This window comes from Psychrobacter sp. CX5 (assembly GCF_057621535.2).
Window position 1 is genome coordinate 2,911,357 of sequence record NZ_CM177735.1, and the last position, 20,072, is coordinate 2,931,428.

General features: G+C 40.5%; 12 protein-coding genes. 8 read left to right on the forward strand and 4 right to left on the reverse strand.

All coding sequences use genetic code 11. The features are described from left to right. Positions 1-21: 21 nt before the first annotated feature. Together AC21OG_RS11265 and sat are read right to left on the reverse strand one after the other, a co-directional pair. Positions 22-1,635 (reverse strand): phospholipase D-like domain-containing protein, encoded by a 1,614-nt coding sequence (locus AC21OG_RS11265; protein WP_487376754.1) that lies wholly within the window; start codon positions 1,633-1,635, stop codon positions 22-24. Positions 1,636-2,009: 374 nt separating this feature from the next. Then, positions 2,010-3,281 carry a sulfate adenylyltransferase gene (gene sat / locus AC21OG_RS11270; protein WP_487376755.1) on the reverse strand — a complete coding sequence of 424 codons (1,272 nt, stop codon included), beginning with the start codon at positions 3,279-3,281 and terminating at the stop codon, positions 2,010-2,012. Between the two features lie 301 nt (positions 3,282-3,582). Between sat and AC21OG_RS11275 the strand changes: the two genes are divergently transcribed. The 3 genes from AC21OG_RS11275 to AC21OG_RS11285 all read left to right on the forward strand — a co-directional run bounded on the left by AC21OG_RS11275 (position 3,583) and on the right by AC21OG_RS11285 (position 6,762). Then, positions 3,583-5,265, forward strand: a complete 1,683-nt coding sequence (locus AC21OG_RS11275; protein WP_487376756.1) for a nitrite/sulfite reductase — start codon at positions 3,583-3,585, stop codon at positions 5,263-5,265. After that, entirely contained in the window at positions 5,258-5,887 is a 630-nt protein-coding gene (locus AC21OG_RS11280; protein WP_487376757.1) for a DUF934 domain-containing protein, read from the forward strand. The genes AC21OG_RS11275 and AC21OG_RS11280 overlap by 8 nt, the downstream gene beginning before the upstream one ends. Positions 5,888-6,132: 245 nt before the next feature. Continuing rightward, on the forward strand, positions 6,133-6,762 hold the full coding sequence (locus tag AC21OG_RS11285) for a phosphoadenosine phosphosulfate reductase domain-containing protein (protein ID WP_487376758.1): 630 nt from the start codon (positions 6,133-6,135) through the stop codon (positions 6,760-6,762). A 402-nt stretch (positions 6,763-7,164) separates the two neighbouring features. On the opposite strand, the gene AC21OG_RS11290 is transcribed toward AC21OG_RS11285, so the two are convergent. Then, positions 7,165-7,536, reverse strand: coding sequence for a hypothetical protein (locus tag AC21OG_RS11290; RefSeq protein WP_487376759.1), 372 nt, complete (start codon positions 7,534-7,536; stop codon positions 7,165-7,167). 135 nt (positions 7,537-7,671) lie between these two features. On the opposite strand from AC21OG_RS11290, the gene cysG reads away from it, so the two are divergent. Further along, the gene (gene cysG, locus AC21OG_RS11295; RefSeq protein WP_487376760.1) at positions 7,672-9,153 is read left to right on the forward strand and encodes a siroheme synthase CysG; all 1,482 of its coding nucleotides are present in this window, start codon (positions 7,672-7,674) and stop codon (positions 9,151-9,153) included. A gap of 179 nt (positions 9,154-9,332) precedes the next feature. On the opposite strand, the gene AC21OG_RS11300 is transcribed toward cysG, so the two are convergent. Beyond that, complete coding sequence (locus tag AC21OG_RS11300; RefSeq protein WP_487376761.1) at positions 9,333-10,529, reverse strand: methyltransferase; 1,197 nt, start codon at positions 10,527-10,529, stop codon at positions 9,333-9,335. 607 nt (positions 10,530-11,136) lie between these two features. On the opposite strand from AC21OG_RS11300, the gene AC21OG_RS11305 reads away from it, so the two are divergent. From AC21OG_RS11305 to AC21OG_RS11320, 4 genes are all read left to right on the forward strand, one after another. Then, positions 11,137-12,771 carry an exonuclease SbcCD subunit D C-terminal domain-containing protein gene (locus tag AC21OG_RS11305; RefSeq protein ID WP_487376762.1) on the forward strand — a complete coding sequence of 545 codons (1,635 nt, stop codon included), beginning with the start codon at positions 11,137-11,139 and terminating at the stop codon, positions 12,769-12,771. A gap of 174 nt (positions 12,772-12,945) precedes the next feature. Further along, positions 12,946-14,058, forward strand: coding sequence for a Fic family protein (locus AC21OG_RS11310; protein WP_487376763.1), 1,113 nt, complete (start codon positions 12,946-12,948; stop codon positions 14,056-14,058). Positions 14,059-14,358: 300 nt separating this feature from the next. Next, entirely contained in the window at positions 14,359-15,585 is a 1,227-nt protein-coding gene (locus AC21OG_RS11315) for a restriction endonuclease (protein WP_487376764.1), read from the forward strand. Between the two features lie 352 nt (positions 15,586-15,937). Further along, a complete protein-coding gene (locus tag AC21OG_RS11320) occupies positions 15,938-20,038 on the forward strand; it encodes an AAA family ATPase (RefSeq protein ID WP_487376765.1) in 4,101 nt (1,366 codons plus the stop codon). Positions 20,039-20,072 lie beyond the last annotated feature (34 nt).

A 20,072-nucleotide genomic window follows, 5' to 3' on the forward strand; every position in this document is an offset into this window, starting at 1 on the left:
AGCTTTGTATGAGTCAACCGCTCACAAAACTGGGCCCATTGTCGCAACAATATTATTCCAAATTCGTAAGTATAATGGCCATTTTTCAACTTGATACAAAGTAATATTATCAGAATCAGAAATATACTCGAATTGTCGTTTAACAATCTGCTGGGTAAGCCCTTCGTCATAGAAAATGACGTTATTTTCATAATTGAGATCAAAGCTGCGTAAGTCGAGATTGGTCGACCCTATTAAACAAAGTTTGCCATCAACTGTTAACGTCTTGGCATGCAGCAACCCAGGCTTGTATTCATATATTTTAACCCCTGCGTCGAGTAATACATGATAACAACTGTGACTCGTGGCCTCTACAATCCATGAATCATTATTTTTAGGAAATATCATCGTGACATCTACGCCGCGATGAGCCGTGGCACATATCATGTTTATTAAGGTATAGTCAGGCACAAAGTAAGGGGTGGAGATAATTAGCGTATGTTTTGTCTGATTTATCAGGATGCTTAAGAACTGAGGTGTGGTTCCTTGACGTTGGCTAGGACCATCTGCAAACACTTGGGCGGCAACATCTTTTTCAATACGATTGTGCTGCAGGCTATTATTAGGGCTCTTATTATATTCGTTGTTAATTGTGTTGTTATTTGAGTTGTTAATTTCGTCGTTTGTTGAGTTGTTAGTTATATTATCTAACTGACTGTTTGATTGAATCGTTGATGTATTAGTTGGTTGTTTAGTCGACTGAGTAATATCAGGCGAGTGGGCAATAAATGGAAAGCTATCGTAAGGGGTATCTGGATTCTGCATGAGCCAGTCTCTGGCAAATAACATTTGATTTTGAGCAACAACGGGTCCTTCTACTCTTACCATAATATCTACCCAAGGCCCATACTTAGGCTTGATTCGAAACTCTGGATCTGCACTATTACGACTGCCCACGTAGCCAACTTTACCGTCAATAATGGTAATTTTGCGGTGGTTACGTAGGTCTATCCTGCTAAATAGCATCACCTTGATGATATTCTTAATTGGTAAGGCCACGCTGACTTCAACCCCAGCCGCCTCCATCCGTCGCCACAACTCCGACCCTATCATTTTGCGCGAGCCCATGCCATCTGCCATCGCTCGGCACTGCACTCCACGTTTTGCCGCTCGAATCAAGGCCTCCGCTATTGCCGTTCCCATACCGTCTTCTAGCCAAATATAATACATGACATGGATATGATCTTGGGCGGCATCAAAGTCTGCAACCATCCGCTGCTTAGTGGCAGTCGCATCTGTCATTAATTCAGCTTGATTACCCACTGTGGTATGGAACCCGGTCACCGCAGAAGAGTACGCGAATGCAGGTCGATAGTCAGACTCTACAGTAGACTCTAAATGATGTTGATCGCTAAAAATACTAGAGAAGTTATCATGTAACTGAGTGATAATCTTATGGTTACGCTGATTAAAGTTTAATCTTAAATGAATCTCACCAAACATCCAATATACGATGACTCCCACATAAGGCAATATAAATAGGACCACAATCCAGGCAAGTCTAGCTGATGAAGAAAAGTCATTGCGTGCCAGCACTCTTAGCGAAATCGCCAACCAAATTAAGAAATGTAACGTTAAGAGGATGTCAGAAATCATTAGCGGACCCATTGTTAATGTATTTTAGTCATAGTGATTAATATAGCTTAACCCAAATCCATAAATTAACCTAACGAGATAGGTTAGTCTAAACACTATCATTTAGACGCTACAATTAGTAGGTTTAGTACACTTGACTAAAGGGGGGGGTGTTCTAAAGATAAGGCAGTATAGTCATAGCCATATAAAAAAGTTACGGTGTTAATCTCGCTTAGCCTACACCAGTAGTACTTACACTCGCTTGCCTTGTACCTCATTTATCTGACTACGACTATAGCTGACAGTAACATTAATTATCAATATCTATGACACGAAAAAGCCAGCAGTGCGCTGGCTTTAATAATATCAATAAGAAAAGTGAATCAGCTAAAATCCTAAACAGCAGAAGCGCCCGTTAGTTTAATCTCAGCTCGGTCTTCTTTTGCAATGCCAGCATAATAATTGCGTAAGATTTGTAATACTTCAGGACGGCTGAAATTCTCTGGAACCTCTTCATCTTCTGATAAGGCTTTGCGTAACTTGGTTCCCGATACTTTGACATGGTGTTCTGCATCATGTGGGCAAGTCTTGGTAGAAGCCATGGCTTGACAGGCGTTGCACCAAAACGTCCAATCAATCTTAAGCGGTTTGGTCTCCATTGCATCTTTGTCGATAGTGTCGAAGATGGCTTGTGCGTCAAATGGACCATAGTAGTCACCAACGCCAGCATGGTCACGGCCCACAATCAAATGGCTACAGCCATAGTTTTGACGAAATAAAGCATGTAATAACGCTTCACGTGGCCCTGCATAACGCATATCTAATGGATAACCTGCTTGAATAACGGTGTCTTTTTTGAAATAGTTGTCAATGAGGGTTTTAATGGCTTCTTGACGGACATCGGCAGGGATATCACCAGGCTTTAAGGCGCCTAATAAAGAATGAATCATAACCCCATCACAAATCTCAATGGCTATCTTCGCTAAATACTCATGCGAGCGGTGCATTGGGTTGCGGGTTTGGAACGCAGCCACGGTTTGCCAGTTTTTTTCTTCAAATAGTGCACGGGTTTCGGCAGGGGTTTTGTAGATTTCAGGATACAGCGTTGGGAACTCGCCTTGGCTAAATACTTTAACAGACCCTGCGACATTGACCTCCCCTTGCTCAAGGACTTGCTTGACACCGGGATGCGCCGGATCAGTGGTGGTAAATACGTGCTGACATTCATGATCTTTGTCAATCTCGTAAGTCTCTTCAACCGTAATGACCCCCATGATTTCGCCATCAGCCGCTACTAAAGCGACTTTATCGCCAGCAGCTAAAGTTGCGGCTTGCTCTTTACTGGTCGACAAAGTAATGGGAATGGGCCAAAACAATCCTTTGTGATCGCCTGACTTTAAGGTCATCTCATCAACCACACCCTGCCAGTCTGCTTGATTCATAAAGCCGTCTAGCGGAGTAAAGCCGCCGATACCCAGCATGATTAAGTCGCCACGCTCTCTTGAGCTTAAGGTAATCTGTGGTAACGACTTAGCCTCTTCAAGCGCTGTCTTAAGGTCGTCACCTTCGAGTAATAAAGGTTTAAGCTCAGTGCTACCATGAGGAGGTACGATGCTGGTTTTGCCTAGGCGTTTTACAATTTTTTGTTCTGTTGTTGGTTCGGTCATAACATCATCCGCGATTGTTTAAGTAAGTTTGTTTTAAAAAAAAAGTTATAAACTATAAGCTATTAACGATAAGCCGCTAAACATAAGCTGTTAAATGAACATAAGCTGTTAAAATAGTGCTCATTATTTGATTGCACTAGATTTTTATTACACTAGATTTTGATTGCACTAGACTATCGAACTTTGCTTATTCTTATCTATGCTGTCTTTGGATATAGATATGACTATTATGAATTTATAGATTTAACAATGGATAGGTAGTATAGTGCCATGATTTTTATTCATCAAAGGCATAATTGATATGTATAAGTACACTCATGCGGACCAAGCCATGGTCGATGAACGGGTTGAACAGTTTCGCGATCAGACCCGTCGTTACCTAGCCGGGGAGTTACCCGAAGAGCAATTTTTACCGTTACGCTTACAAAACGGTCTCTATATACAGCGCCATGCTCCTATGTTACGTATTGCGGTGCCTTACGGACTAATGGCAAGCTATCAACTACGTAAGCTTGCTGATATTACACGAAAATATGATAAAGGCTTTGGGCACTTCACGACGCGTACCAACTTACAATTAAACTGGCCTAAGCTTGAAGAAGTACCGGATATCCTTGCTGAATTGGCATCGGTGCAGATGCACGCCATTCAGACGTCAGGAAACTGTATCCGTAATACGACTACTGATCCTTATGCGGGCGTTAATGCCAATGAGATCGAAGATCCCCGTCCATATTGCGAAATTATCCGTCAGTGGTCAACCTTCCATCCTGAGTTTGCCTTCCTACCGCGTAAGTTCAAAATTGCGGTGATTGGTACTTATGAGGACCGTGCAGCTACTCAGGTCCATGATATCGGTTTACACGTGATAAAAAATGAAGAAGGTGAGGTCGGCTTTGAGGTGATTGTCGGTGGTGGTCTAGGTCGTACCCCCATTATCGGTAAAACCATCCGTGAATTTTTGCCTCGCCAGCATCTACTAAGCTATTTAGATGCCATCTTGCGTGTGTATAACTTACATGGACGCCGTGATAATAAATATAAAGCCCGTATCAAAATCTTAGTAGATAGTATGGGCGCTAGAGAGTTTGGCAAATTAGTCGAAAAAGAGTGGGAATCCTTCACCAAAGATGGGCCTTTAACACTGACTAATGATAACTTCGACACTGCTAAAAGCTACTTCCCAGAATTTGATTATGACAATATTGATGCGCTAGCCAGCAAGACTGAGCTGAACAGGCATCTACAAGAAAAGGCCTTTGCTGACTGGTATTCTCGTAATACGGTGGCTCATAAAGTGGCAGGCTATCGGGCAGTCATAGTGTCCTTAAAGGCAGGACTGGTAGACGGTAAATACGTGCCGGCAGGTGATGTCACGGAGTATCAACTTGATCGTATCGCCGATCTTGCTGATAGCTATAGCTTCGGTGAAATTAGAGCAACCCATCAACAAAACTTAGTTTTTGCTGATGTTAAAGAAACAGACCTTTACGCCTTATGGCAAGCGCTGACTGACATTGATTTAGCGCGTCCAAATATCGGTACGTTAACCGATATGATTGTTTGTCCAGGTTTTGATTTGTGCTCACTGGCGAATGCCACTACCTACAACATTGCTGAGCAAATCGAGAAGCACTTTGATAACTTAGACTATCTTTATGATTTAGGTGATATTCAGCTCAATATGTCTGGCTGTATGAATGCCTGCGCTCATCACCATGTTGGCGATATCGGTATCTTAGGTGTCGATAAAAAAGGCGAACATTGGTATCAGATCAGCTTAGGTGGTAGCTCGAAGAAAGACACCCGTCTTGGCAACATTCTTGGTCGCTCAGTTGCGACAGAAGAGGTCGCACCAACACTTGAGAAAATATTAACCGTCTATACTGATCAGCGTCATGTCGAGGGCGATAGCACCGAGCCTTTTGCTGACTTCGTACAACGTGTGGGTATCAAACCCTTCAAGGAGGCAGTATATGGGTAATTATCATGTCTTAAATGATGACGCTGTTAACATAACTTCTGATGACAGCTGGTATGCCATCGAGACACCTGAACTTCCTGAATCTGTGTCGATCAAAAGCATTCATCTCAGTGAGCTACTTCATAAAGAAGAGCGCTTAGATGTGATACTGCCTTTTAATGAAGTGGTTGGGGCACGAGAAAATGCTAAATCCGCTACCTCAAGTATGCCGACAGGCTTATTAAGTGAGTTATTGGCTTTGATTGCGACGCGCTCAAGCCGGATGGGCTTATGGGCGGATACTGATGTCAGTACTGAACAGCTTGATGATCTTCTACAAGCTTGTAAAGATGCGGACCGCACACTGCTTCATAATCTTGACTTAATTGTCTTATATCAACCCTCGTTTGTTGATGGACGAAGCTTTAGTCAGGCCCGCCATTTACGTCAGCAAGGGTTTACAGGTGAGATTCGTATCACTGGCGACTTTGGCCTTGATCAAATCGTCTATTTAAAGCGTGCTGGCGTGGATACTTTTGTCATCACTGATGAAAAGCTGACGGAGGATATTGAGTTCCTATTTAGCGCTCTCCCCTCCTCATACGATGGTAGCGTTGCAAGTCAGTTACCTATGTTTAGATAACTTTTTTCAGATAGCTTTTTTGATAAACCTTTTTTAGATAAACCTTTTTTAGATAAACCTTTTTTAGATAAACCTTTTTTAGATAAACCTTTTTTAGATAAACCTTTTTTAGATAAACCTTTTTTAGATAAACCTTTTTAAGATAGCTTTTTTTAATGATTATTTTAGAATTTTACTGATTAACTATTTGATTAATTAAACACTTCTATGATTTATTATTTACATTTTTCGCTTAAGGACATTTTATGAGTATCGATATTAATATTGACCAAGCTAACCAAGAACTACAGGGTAAGACACCAGAGCAAATCGTTGAGTGGGCTTTAGCAAAAGCTGAAAATCCTATTATCACGACCAATTTTCGTCCTTACGAGTCTGCCATTCTGCATTTAGTAGCCAAGCAAAAACCTGATATCACTGTATTATGGGTAGACTCTGGTTATAATACTGATGCAACTTATAAGTTTGCGAATAAGCTGATTAAAGACTTAGATCTTAATGTCGTGACTTATATTCCAAAGCAGACCAGTGCTCATCGTGATGCAACGTTTAACGGTATACCAAGTGTCAATAACCCACTGCATGATGAATTTACGGAGCAAGTAAAACTTGAACCATTCAAACGTGCCCTTAGCGAGTTAAAACCTGACGTTTGGTTTAATGCCATTCGTAAAGATCAAACTGAGTTCCGTCAAGGTCTTGATGTCCTTAGCCAATCGAAAGATGGTGTCTTAAAAGTTGCGCCTTTATTCTACAAAACAGATGCTGACTTAGATGTTTATTTAGAAGAAAATAACTTACCTAATGAGTTTGATTACTTTGATCCCACCAAAGTAGAAGAAAATCGTGAGTGTGGACTGCATACTCAGCTGTAAGCTTCATTTAGGATTTTAAATAGGCGTTACGCAAACAACTAGCTTTATAACTTATACGCTTATTGGCAATTAAAGATTATTTATCCAGCTACTGAATTTTCCTTTATAGACAGTAAAATAAAGAACCTCCAGTAGCTCTTAATTTTGTTTCTGCGTTAGTCTTAATAAAAACACCGCTTAATAGCGGTGTTTTTTTATATCATTAGAAGTTAGTTCCAATACCTAATGCTAGCACCTAGTGCCATAACTAAACGTTATACCAAATATAGAAGTTAATCTATCATTGAAGGCAAGTCCAAGCGCAATAAATCAAATCTATCAAACACGATGAATAGTAGTCAATGAGTCTGAAACTGTATATGTACCCTATTTTAATACCCTAGTATCTTATTTACGAAAGATCTAAGGATCATATTTTCCTGAGATAGCGTTATGAAAAAATTTTATTATAAAAATACTGACTACTATTAGCGCATAAATAGGTTTTAATTTTATCTGAAAATCAAAAGCTTCATCAATCCCCGTCAAGAGTATAAACACGGATAATACCATCATAATTAAATGGATTTTTTCGCCTTTATAAGCTCTAAACAGCCAAATTGATATAAGAGTAATACCCAATATAATATCTAAAACCCCTTTAGGTAAAATATCTGGATATAAAAAAGAAAAAGTAAAATAGAGAGTAATTAATACAATCGCAATGACTATGTTAATTATTCTAGCCATTTTAGAATCTTGTGACGGCTCACGATTTGATTGTTTATTACTCATGAACGCTCCTATTTTTATCAACTTATTGAAACACCGTTATGAGCATTATGAATTAAGTAATAGCGATTTCTATGGTGATAGTTGTCACTGAATGCGTCATAATGTCATTATACTCTAACAGTAAGCTTTTGAGATATGAATACCTTTCCCCTATTCTTTAAACTAACAGATCAACCTGTTCTAATCGTGGGTGGTGGTGAAGTCGCTCAACGTAAAGCAGACTTGCTGTCGCGTGCCGGTGCATGTATTACTATCTTAGCGCCACACATCAGTGAAGAAATCACTGAATTACTAAGTGATTCAAAACATAGCTTAATTACCGCACATTACGATAAAAAATATATCGCTGGCAAGCGCATTGTCATAGCGGGTACAGACGATGAAGCCTTAAATCACCAAGTGCATGCCGATTGTAAGGCGTTAAACATACCGGTTAATGTCGTCGATACCCCACCACTATGTGACTTTATATTTCCAGCGATAGTCGATAGAAATCCAATTGTTATCGGTATCTCGTCTAATGGCAAAGCGCCAGTACTCGCTCGCCTGACTCGTGCCCGCTTAGAGACCTTAATTCCACAAGGCTATGGAAAGCTGGCTAAACTCGCTGGTGATATGCGAGATGAAGTCAAATCAAAAATCCCGACATTAACGGGCAGACGTCAGTTTTGGGAAAAGGCATTTGAAGGCAAGGTTAGCGAGTTGATGTTTGCTGGGCGTAGTGTAGAGGCCGAGCAAGCATTAAAACGGCAACTTGAACAAACCCATCAAGACTTAATAAGAAATAGTGATAGCAATCCAGACGCTACTCATTCTGCAAAACCCACTAAAGCTACAGGTGAAGTCTATATCGTCGGTGCTGGACCAGGTGATCCAGAGCTACTTACCTTTAAAGCGCTAAGATTAATGCAGCAAGCTGATATCGTTTATTATGATGCATTAGTATCTGATGCAGTGCTCGATTTATGCCGCCGTGATGCCGATAAAGTCTTTGTGGGTAAAAAACGCAGCAATCATGCAGTGGCTCAACAAGGCATTAATCAACTCATGATCAATGCAGCGCACTCTGGTAAGCGTGTGGTGCGCCTAAAAGGAGGTGATCCCTTTGTATTTGGACGAGGCGGTGAAGAAATACAAGCGCTACGTGCGGCCAATATACCCTATCAAGTCGTGCCTGGTATTACCGCAGCAGGTGCCGCCGCTTGCTATACTGGAATACCGCTTACCCACCGTGAACACTCACAATCGGTGCGTTTTGTCACAGGTTTCTTAAAATCTGGTGAGCCGAATAATGGCTTTGACTCATTGACCAATCCCAATGAGACGATAGTCTTTTATATGGGGCTACATTCAATCGAACGTTTAACAAAAGGATTAATGGATGCAGGACGAGATGCTGACACCCCTATCGCCATCATATCCCAAGCCAGCCTACCCACTCAGCAAGTCATGACTGGCACCCTTCAAGACATCGTTGCTAAACATGACGCCAATCCCCTACCTACCCCTGCTCTGCTAATCGTCGGTGAAGTGGCAAAACTGCATGACGAGTTGGCTTGGTTTGGAGAGCATATTGTCAATACGGATCAGCAGGCACATGCACTAAATATGATCTAGTCACATTTTATATATTGAGCACTTAAATTGAGAACCTAAAACAAAAGCAGGGCCTCAGCATCGAAAGATTTAAACCATCTGAAATATGCGATTGAGAGTCCCGCTTTTCTTTAATGACCTTACTCGGTGCTCGTCCCTCGCACAACTCCCACTACTTTTAATTGCTTAGGCTATTTGGTTTAATGTACACGAATTAAACACCATAGCGAAGTAACTTCTTTGCTTCGTGCTACATATAGCGGATCTGTCGAGTCTTGGCTTTTACCGTGCGTTGGCTGAGTATCCAGTCGATATTTCACCGTCAATCCAGCCTCTTTAAACCAACCTAATAGCTCTTCTCGAGACCTCAAGTTTAGATGCTCCGCCAAATCTGACAAAATGAGCCAAGCCTCGCCATTATCAGCCAAATGTTGCTTCGCACCTTTTAAGAATCCTCGTAACATAGTACTATTAGGATCATAAACGGCATACTCTAATGGGGAACTGGGCTTAGCAGGCAACCAAGGTGGGTTACAGACAATCAGATTTGCTTTAGGCGCTTGTTTTGGAAACAAGTTAGCTTGTTGCAATAGCACATCTGCCAGCTTTAAACGATCAAGGTTGTCTTTTGCACAGTCTAGAGCGCTAGGGTTTACGTCGGTCGCTATTACTCGTTTGATACCCCGCTTCGCCAATACAATAGCCAATAAACCCGTTCCCGTACCGATATCATATGCGACCTCGCATGGTGACGGTAGCGGTGCATCAAGCAGCAATTGCACATATTCTTGGCGAGTCGGCGCAAATACACCGTAATGTGGGTAAATTGATAATCCTAATGCCTTAATCGGGACCCCTTTTTCACGCCACTGAGCCGCCCCTAATGCCCCTTGTAACTCGCGTAGAGACAATACGCACGCTTCATTCATTTCACCAAAAGCAGCAGTACATGCCGCACTCACATCAGGCGCGCGGCGTAATTGACTAATATATCCAGCATCTAACTGTAAAAGCAGACGGCTTAATATTCGAGAGCGCTGACTTTGAGCCAAACGATTTTTATGAAATAGATTCGGTAAAGCCTCTGAATCTAAAGTCTGATTTGAACCACTTTCATTTTGAGCCGCTTTTTTGGCTGCTTTCTCACTTTTGCGCAGCTCATTACGGTCAATACGTCTTTGTAGCGCTTGAATAAGCTGTTTAGCGTTTTGAAAATCACCTCGCCATAGCATAGACGTGCCAGCATTCGCTAAGCGATAAGCCTCACCTGCTGTTGTCGTATCATCAATAATTACCATACGTTTTGGTGCATCATAACCGCTTTGCGACAACCAGCGCGCTTGCTGCTCTGATCCGTTCTCTTGCCACTGTACATACTGCTTTGTTGGTTCTAACACAAGTTCTGCCTTTCACTTATAAATTTAATAGGCATATCATACACTATAGACTGTCTTAGATTTAAAACTATTACTTGTCATCTCCAACTATGATGTTGATAACTTGAGAAGATAGGTTATTTTTTATGTTAACGGCGGCTAGACTATAGTTTAATTTTGAATGATATTATAGGAGTGACATAGTCTTTTAAAATTGACGTATGACAAAGCTATTTTTATATTCAGAACTTTGTAGATTAGGTAAAGCTTACGACACCCAACTTTAGACTAGTTGGATCTCGCACCTCGTCACTAGCCTACCAGTCTTAGAAACTCTTAAACCACCTTTTATACATCCCAAACCCTGCTTTAGGGAGCGGTTTAGCCTTGATTGTAGCGAATATACTATTGTTCTAAGTGAGTTGCGATGGCTTGGTATTGGCGGGGCGCGCGGAGCAGGCGACACGACAAACCTTAGACACTCGCCTCACTTGGAACGATAGATAGTAGCGAAAGCAAGAATAGCTACATATACTGGGCATTTATCATTTATGGTATGATTATTTCATCCTAAATCTATTATTGATTAAGTCATCCTCTTAATAACTTACGCGTTGTAATATCCTATATGTCAAAGTCCAGCAAACCATCTACCCCTCCAAAACCTTTAACCATACTGCACACCTCGGACTGGCATCTAGGTCGTCGCTTATATGGTCAGATGCGCTATGAGGAATTTGAGGCTTTTTTAGCATGGTTAGAAGACTCAATCAGCCGCTATACAGTTGATGTTCTAATAGTCGCAGGTGATATTTTCGATACCATGACGCCGAGCAATCGAGCCCAATCTCTGTATTATGAATTTTTGGGTCGAGTGTCTAAATCACGCTGTCAACATATCGTCATCGTTGCGGGCAATCACGACTCCCCTACCTTTCTTGATGCGCCCAGCAATATTTTAAAGTTCTTAAATGTGCATGTCGTCGGAACAGCTTGTGAGGATTTAGAAGCCGAGGTGTTGACCCTCAATGATAGCGAAGGCACACCTTGTTGTATCATAACTGCTGTCCCTTATTTGCGTGATCGTGATGTTCGCAGTAGTCGAGCGGGCGAGTCTGATAGCGATAAAGACAGCAAAGTCATAGAAGGTATCAAAGCACATTACGATGGCGTGGCAGAAATTGCTAAAGCTCAACAAGATAAGCTTACTGAACAATACCAACGTCATATACCGATTATCGCTACCGGTCATTTGTTTGCGTCCGGTGGACGTACCACAGATGATGACGGCGTTCGCAATTTATACGTTGGCTCATTGGGTAAAATATCGGCTGATATGTTTGCAGACTGTTTTGATTATGTGGCGCTGGGTCATTTGCATGTACCACAACGTGTCGGTGCACGTGAGCACATTCGATATAGTGGTTCGCCGATTCCGATGGGTTTTGGGGAGGCTCGCCAGCTAAAGCAAGTTTTGTTGATTCGGTTTGGCGACTTGATAGATGAGCGTTTTGATAATACTCAACAGTTATCACCTAATCCAAATGAAGCCTTTAGTACTCCAACCATACAAACATCTAGATCTGAAATAACAACTTCAAAAGCATCCTCAAAAATATCGGTTAAGCCTAAACTTAAAAATCAAGGTAGTCTATTTATAGATGATCTGTTTGCGGGTATCGATGATGCGATTAGTGAAGGTAATAGCGAGGAAGATAAAATAGATAAATCGTCTGAAGAACTCTCGATTGAAACTATTACAACTGATCCAGCTAATGTAGATAGTTTTTATATAGACAGCTTTGATACAAATGGCATCGACTCGCCTATTCCTGTTTATCACGATAAGCATATGCTGATTACCTCTATACCCATCCCTACCTTTCAAAAGTTAATGCAGATTAAAGGAGATATGACACATATTGAGCAGTCCATTAATACGCTTCCTAAAGATGAGGTTATTTGGTTGGAAGTTATTTACGAAGGTAATGAAATCATGAGTAATCTTAATGAGGAAATACAGACATTACTTGAAGGCACCGCATTTAAGGCGTTAAAGATAAAGAACACGAATAATTATAATAAAGTATTAACGTCGGAAAATAGCACTGAGACGCTAAAGGACCTGAATGTGATGGAAGTTTTTGAGCGCTGTATGACGGTGCATGATATCGCTGAGTCACAGAAGGACGAGCTTCGGGATGCTTATCAGCAGATATTGCATGAGGCAACTCATGAAGATGTTAATTCGGGTGAGGTTTGAATTAAGTAAGACGTATTTTAACAGTCAAATCTTCAAGAAAACTAATTAACGCTTATCAACACCGCATCTAGTCGTCTTAAATACTCTTAACTCGTAAATAACACCCTGATGGTTTATCCTATAAAGCCCCAACCAATATAAACATAAATACAGGTTGTAAAATTTGGATATGCTATGAAACCGCCCTTTACCCTCACCAATACCATGCTAAATCAAATCGTGCTAATCTCACAACAGATAGGACGATTAGAAGTAGCCTATGAAAGGCAACTGCACCTAAGAAAAGACAATCGTCTGCGTTCTATTCAGTCTTCATTAGCCATAGAAAATAACTCATTAACCCTAACGCAAGTGACTGATATTATCAATGGTAAACGGGTGCTTGGCAACCCTAAAGAAATTCAAGAGGTTAAAAACGCCTATGATGCGTATGAGCAAATCTTAAACTTTGACCCTTATAGCATCAATGATTTTTTAACCGCACATGGGATGATGACAAAGGGCTTGGTAGATTATTCAGGGGAATGGCGACAAAGCGATATTGGCATCTATGACAGTTCAGGCAATCTTATCCATATGGGAGCACGCCCACAGTTTGTCCCTAAGCTCATGACGGATTTATTTGACTGGGCAAAAACCGACGACACGCCTATCTTAATAAAAAATGCGGTGATGCACTATGAAATTGAAGTCATACACCCCTTTAGTGATGGAAATGGGCGCATGGGTAGGTTGTGGCAAACCGTATTATTTAGTCTGCAAAACCCTGTGTTTGCATGGTTACCTGTAGAGACGATTGTCTATGAAAACCAAGCAGAATATTATAGAGTACTAGGGCTCGCAGATAAAACCAATAACTCCACTGTGTTTATTGAGTTTATGCTTGATGCTATTTTGAATATGGTCAATGCCTACATTAATGAGGGTACTGATAAAAACGTTAGCTATAATCCTGATAACGCCAAAACCACTGATGTGAGCGATAAATCGGTAGAAATGAGCGATAAGAATGATGATTTGAGCGATAAAGATAGCGAAATGGGCGATAAAGTTGATATAGTGAGCGATAAATTAAGTAAACTGACTGACAACGAAAAACAAGCCTATTTGTTGATTAGCGAATTCTTACAGACAAATTTGAGTATTAGTAATAGTGACGCTCAAATCTTGATACGCAAATCCGCCTCTACCGTCAGACGCTACCTAAACGCTTTAGTCCAGCAAGATTTATTAATCGCCAGTGGCGAGCGCAAAGCTAGAAAATATCGTTTGCCCCATCAATTTTAATATCACCAGCACATAGCATAAAGAAGTCTCTGTAGGGTGGGTTAGATTTTTCAAACCTCAAAGAGGTGTAGATAAAACGTAACCCACCATATATTTATTAAAAGACTGCATTTGTCATATTTATTTGGTGGGTTACGCTTCGCTAACCCACCCTACACTGGCTAAGTTATAGAAAGACGAGCTTCGAGATGCTTATCAGCAAATTTAGCATAAGGCGAGTCAGGAAGATGTTAATTCTGGTGATTTAGCACAGTACCCTACAAGCTAACCTATTTAGCTTGGCACACAAGGAGTTTTTCCATGGAGTTTGTTTATGGAGCGATAATCAGTTTCTTTATTACTGCTTATTTTATGATACCAAAAAGAGATGAAATGATTGAAGCAGAAAAAAAATCATTGCAAAAGTTACGAAGTGATATTACTACAGAAAAAGATAATCTCAATAAGCAAATTAATAATTTTGAAGCTGATAAAGCTCAAAGCTTAAAATCTATTGAGCTTGAAAGAGATTTGAACCTGAAATCCATAAAAAATTCGATAGAAAGTCTTAATCGCCTTAAAATGGAATTAAAACAAAAAGAAGAAGTATTTTCAAGAAGTTTCCTAGAAGGTCGTAATTGGTTAATTGACTTGATATCTGAAGCTAAAACAGCGAGAGATCTACAATATGTAAGCTACCTCAATAACAAGAAAAGACCTGCTCCTTCAACAGCAAAAGAAATTAAAGATTTAATAAAAAATAAGAATAAGAAGTTAATAAAGAAGAACAAATCATTAGAGTATCAAGTTAAAACCTATCATGAATATTTTCCCCTACTTGAGGATTATGAAGAGGCTATACTTGATGAAGTCATTAATTTTAAAGAGGATTTATCTGATCAAGATAATACCTTGAAATACTTGACAACTGACGAATATAAAAAGTTACCCGAAGATAAAAAAAATCAACTCGCTCTTGATAGATATACCAACAATCAAAAAAACAATGTGCAAATTGGTTTGTTTTATGAGAGGTATATCGGGTATTTATTTGAACAAGAAGGATGGAATGTAAACTACCAAGGTGCGTTAGCTGGTAGACTCGATAGAGGCATAGATTTAGTATGTACAAAAGGAGATATTGTAAAATTAGTACAGTGCAAATGCTGGTCAAAAAACAAGAAGATTTATGAAAAATATATTTTCCAATTATTTGGAGTGCTTCAATACTCTATTTATTCCAATAACTTTGGAGTAAATAAGACAGTTAATGCCGAACTCATCATAACTAACAATCTAGGTGATTTCGCTGAACATATGGCTGAACTACTAAATATCGAAGTTAAACAACTTCCTCTAAAGAAAGACTATCCTAAAATTAAATGCACGACATCAGTAAATGGCGAAAAGCTTTATCATCTTCCTATGGATCAACAATACGATAAAATCTTAATGAACAGCACTACAGATAGGTTTTATGCTCATACTGTTAAAGAAGCTACTTCAAAAGGACATAGGCGAGCGTTTCGATATCAGTTTGATAAGTAGCTTTACATAGGATAAGCCCCGCTCACCTTTTAAATTATTGAATATGATTGGTGCGCATGGCGCACCCGATTGCAATTCTAAATTCGCTATAATAAATACTTCTCTATTTATACACTAACTTCAAATCGAAGGAGCGGTTTAGCCTCGATTGTAGTGGATATCCTTGTTAGCTTACAGGGTGCGAGCACTTAGCTAGAGGCGTTATCGCTGAGTCAGGAACGACTCTGGCTTTAGTGCTCGCCCCTGTAAGATGACAAGATAGGAACGGAAAGCGAGATGAGCTACCAATCCTGATTAACTTCAAAGCACCCTTTTAACTTCTAATTTCTAATATTAATTCTAAGATGACATCATGCGCCTAATCGAACTACGACTTAAAAATTTGAATTCCTTGAAGGGCGAATGGCGTATCGATTTTAGCGATGCGGCGTTTGTAAATGAAGGGATTTTTGCCATTACGGGTCAGACGGGTGCGGGTAAGACCACGATTTTGGATGCCATTTGTTTGGCGCTGTATGGAGCGACCCCTCGCCTTGGTGAGATTACCTCAACCAATGATGTGATGACACGGCAAACGGGGGAATGCTATGCCGAAGTGGTGATTGAGTTGAACGGAACGCAGTACCGATGCCGTTGGGGTCAACGCCGAGCGTATGGGAAGTCTGATGGGAATTTGCAAAGTGCGACGCATGAGATCGCCGAAGTAAATACCGATAATCTGAGTGCCGGCGATAAGGTATTAGAGGAAAAATCTTCGCTGACTAAGAAGAAAATTATTGAGCTGACATCGATGGATTTTTCACAGTTTACCCGCTCTATTTTGCTGGCACAGGGCAGTTTTTCAGCATTCTTAAAAGCCAAATCGGATGAACGTGCCGATATTTTGGAGAAGATTACGGGTACTGAGATTTATGCCGATATCTCTAAAAACGTGCATGAGAAGTTTCGTATCGAGAAGGAAGAGCTTGAGCGGATGCAAGCGGTGGCAGATAGTTTGTCACTTTTGGATGCTGAAACCGAAGCAGAATATCAAGAGACGATTGGCACTTTAAGTGGTGAGCTAGCTACTAAGAAAGCCACGCAGGCAGGGTTTGAGGCGCAAATTAAGTGGCTGGATGCGGTTGCGGATTTGCAAGCTAAGCAAAAACAGTATCAGCAAGATGTGCTGGATGCTGAGCAAGCGAAGTTGGGATTTACAGCGGATGCGGAGCGTTTGGATAAGGCAAACAAGGCGCTTGAGATTAGCAATGACTTTAATCAACTGGTGATCTATCGCCAGCAATTGGACAGTTTAAAAACAGACCAGCATCAATGTAAGCAGGATTTGACGGAGGCTGAAGGTCAGCTTAGCCAAAATAAGATTGATTTGGACCATGCCGTATCAGCTGAGCAAACGGCGTCGAATCAGTATGAGAGAGCACAACCTTTGATTAGTGATATAAGGGGAATTAATGGTCAAATTTCGCAGACTCAACAGCGTTTGGATGACCAACAGACTCGTTATGACTCGCTGACCACCAATATTGATGCGTTAAACGCTTCTTTAAAGACGTCTAAAGTTGATCAAGCGCAATTGAAGACTCAGCTGGATAAAGCAACCGATTATCTTGCTACTCGCTCGCATCATGAGCAACTTGTCAGCCATATTGAGTCATTTCATCAGCTTGGGAAGCAAATTAAAAGCTTGTTAAGCAATAATGCGGATAAGGCATCAAATAGAAGTCAGGCGTTGAGTAACTTGGCGCAGTTAACGCAGAAACTTAAAACGCTCAAGAGTAGCCAGCAACGAGCGGATGCTCAAATTGAACATAAAAAACAAGAGGTTGACTCTTTAAAGGCACAACATCGTAACTTATTGCAAGGGCAAACTCTACAATCGCTTCGTCATCAATCAAACCATATCGACCAAAGTAGCAAACAGCTTAGTGATATGCGGGCGCAATTTAGTCAGCTAGGTGAGCTTACCTCACAAGTGCAAGCGTCTCTTTCTTTGCTACCGAGTAGTCAAGCCAAGATGGATAAGTTTCAGCAACGTATTGAGACGAATGAACAAACGCTAGATAGACTGAATACCGAGTATGAGGATAAAAAGACCAATTTAGAGCTATTGCAACAAGTCGCTAAGCTTGAAGATTTTATTGATTTGTTGCAACACGATGAGCCTTGCCCGCTGTGTGGGTCGCTTGAGCATCCTTATGCAGGCAATCATCCGTTGTTAGAGAACACGTCACAAGATGGTTTAGATAAGCCCTCACCCACAGCTGAACTTAAAAACCGTTTAGGTGAATTATCGATTGAAATTAAGAATATCGAGAAGCTTATTGCTGAAGATAAAATTAATTTGGTAACTTCGAAAAATGAGCTGAACGGTTATCAAAAGCAATTAAGTGAGCAGTTAGCTCAAGCATCAAAATTAGCCGTTGATAATCACTCACAGATAGCGACCTTTAAACAACTATTAAATACCGTTAGCCCTAAGCTTGTAGAGATTTTTGATAACTATTCATTAGTGACGAAACTCAATGAATCACAAAAGACTTTGGAAGCTAAGTTAAATAATCATGATTTTGATAAACCTGCTAGAGATATCTCTAACGAAGCGCTAATAAATGTAAAAGCGACAGCCGATGATTTAATATCACTATTGCAAAACGTTATACAGGATTTAGCTTCGCAAAAGGACGCGCTTAACACGGTGCTTGATGATAACGATAGGTTAATGCAGGAGATTAGCCAAAGTGAAACGGCACTTAAAGCTTTGCAAGATAACGCCCAATCTGCCTTGCAAGAAATAAATGATATCGAAACTAAGATTAAACTGACTCAACAACAAGTTGCCAGTGATGACTCTTATATTGAGAGTAATTTTACGGAGATTGAGCATTTAATTCAGTCTATCCGTCATTTAGCCAGTCCCTATATGGATGATGATCAGGATAAGTGGACGACCCTAGATACAGGACTTAATAAATTAAGTGCCTCTATAACCAATAAACAGGTTCTAACCATACCTGAGTCTGAAACGTATATAGACACTTTGCGCACCTATTGTAGAGGGATGCAACAACTGCAAAAGGACTATAACCAACAGCGAGAACTTAGCCAATCGCTAAGTAATGAAATCAGCAATTTAACTACAAGTATCAAAGGCTTAGTGACTCAGATTGAACAGTTGCAAAGTGAACGGAATGCTTTAACTGGGTCTATCAAGGATTTGCAAGCCAATTTACAGTCATTACAGAACACTAGACAAACGCACTATCATAAGATGGATAGTGAGCTTAATATTAAGGTGCCCATTGTTGAGAATGTTGATATTGATGTTGATTTTGATGTTGATGATAAAGACAGCAATGAAGAAGCTCCTGCTTATGTAGTTGCCGACATAGACGCCATTGATAAACGCCTACGTTTGACAATGGATAATGCCAGACTAACGCTATCTAAAGTGAAAGAACACTATAATAATAACCAACAGCGTATCGAACAACTTAAGCAACAAGGGTTAAAACTGGATAAAGTAATAGCAGAAACCAGTGAAAAGTTAGACCAGCAACAAACTGTGTTTGATGGATTGTTAAAAGACAATGATTTTGCCGATGAAAGTGAGTTTAAAGAGGCCATGTTGGAGCGTGAGACTCGTGAGGCATTAGCTAAACAACAACAGCAGATAGACAGTGATTTAAAAATTGCGCAACATAGACTAGAGGATACCAAACTACAGTTAGCAACAAAACTGACTAATCCGTTGGTTGAGGACGATGCTACTGATAAGACTACGCTCACAACCAAACTGTCAGCAATAGAAGACGAGATATCAGAGCTTAATAAACAAATCGGTGCACTTGAACAAAAGCTTAAAGACAATGAAGCCAATAAAGCCAATCAACAGGCGCAACTTGAGGCGATTAAAGAGCAACAACAATCATTTGCAGTTTGGCGAAATTTAAGGGAGCTTATTGGCTCAGCAGATGGTAAAAAATATCGCACCTTTGCTCAAGGTTTGACCTTCCAAATCATGGTCAGCAATGCTAATACCCAGCTTAAAAAGATGAGTGACCGTTACCTGCTTACCCGTGACGAGGAAAATCCGCTAGAGCTAAATGTCATTGACGATTATCAAGGTGGCGAGATTCGTAGTACTAAGAATTTGTCGGGTGGTGAAGGGTTTATTATTAGTTTGGCATTGGCACTTGGATTATCCAAAATGGCAAGTCAAAATATCAGTGTAGACTCATTATTTTTGGATGAAGGGTTTGGGACGCTTGATGAGGACTCGCTTGATATTGCCCTTGATACTTTGACCAATCTGCAAGCAGAAGGCAAATTGATAGGGGTCATCTCGCACGTACAGAGCTTAAAAGAGCGAATATTGACTCAAATTAGGGTCGAAAAGATATCGGGTGGTCATAGTCAGATTAGCGGTGCAGGGTGTTATGCTGTTGGAAGTTAACGGCAATTTATGATTGGTAAGTTTGAATTTGAAC

What these genes read in the sequence shown, in the direction of transcription:
- AC21OG_RS11265 (WP_487376754.1), bottom strand. Translation starts at nt 1,635, where the DNA reads ATGATTTCTGACATCCTCTTAACGTTACATTTCTTAATTTGGTTGGCG.
- sat (WP_487376755.1), bottom strand. Translation starts at nt 3,281, where the DNA reads ATGACCGAACCAACAACAGAACAAAAAATTGTAAAACGCCTAGGCAAA.
- AC21OG_RS11275 (WP_487376756.1), top strand. Translation starts at nt 3,583, where the DNA reads ATGTATAAGTACACTCATGCGGACCAAGCCATGGTCGATGAACGGGTT.
- AC21OG_RS11280 (WP_487376757.1), top strand. Translation starts at nt 5,258, where the DNA reads ATGGGTAATTATCATGTCTTAAATGATGACGCTGTTAACATAACTTCT.
- AC21OG_RS11285 (WP_487376758.1), top strand. Translation starts at nt 6,133, where the DNA reads ATGAGTATCGATATTAATATTGACCAAGCTAACCAAGAACTACAGGGT.
- AC21OG_RS11290 (WP_487376759.1), bottom strand. Translation starts at nt 7,536, where the DNA reads ATGAGTAATAAACAATCAAATCGTGAGCCGTCACAAGATTCTAAAATG.
- cysG (WP_487376760.1), top strand. Translation starts at nt 7,672, where the DNA reads ATGAATACCTTTCCCCTATTCTTTAAACTAACAGATCAACCTGTTCTA.
- AC21OG_RS11305 (WP_487376762.1), top strand. Translation starts at nt 11,137, where the DNA reads ATGTCAAAGTCCAGCAAACCATCTACCCCTCCAAAACCTTTAACCATA.
- AC21OG_RS11310 (WP_487376763.1), top strand. Translation starts at nt 12,946, where the DNA reads ATGAAACCGCCCTTTACCCTCACCAATACCATGCTAAATCAAATCGTG.
- AC21OG_RS11315 (WP_487376764.1), top strand. Translation starts at nt 14,359, where the DNA reads ATGGAGTTTGTTTATGGAGCGATAATCAGTTTCTTTATTACTGCTTAT.
- AC21OG_RS11320 (WP_487376765.1), top strand. Translation starts at nt 15,938, where the DNA reads ATGCGCCTAATCGAACTACGACTTAAAAATTTGAATTCCTTGAAGGGC.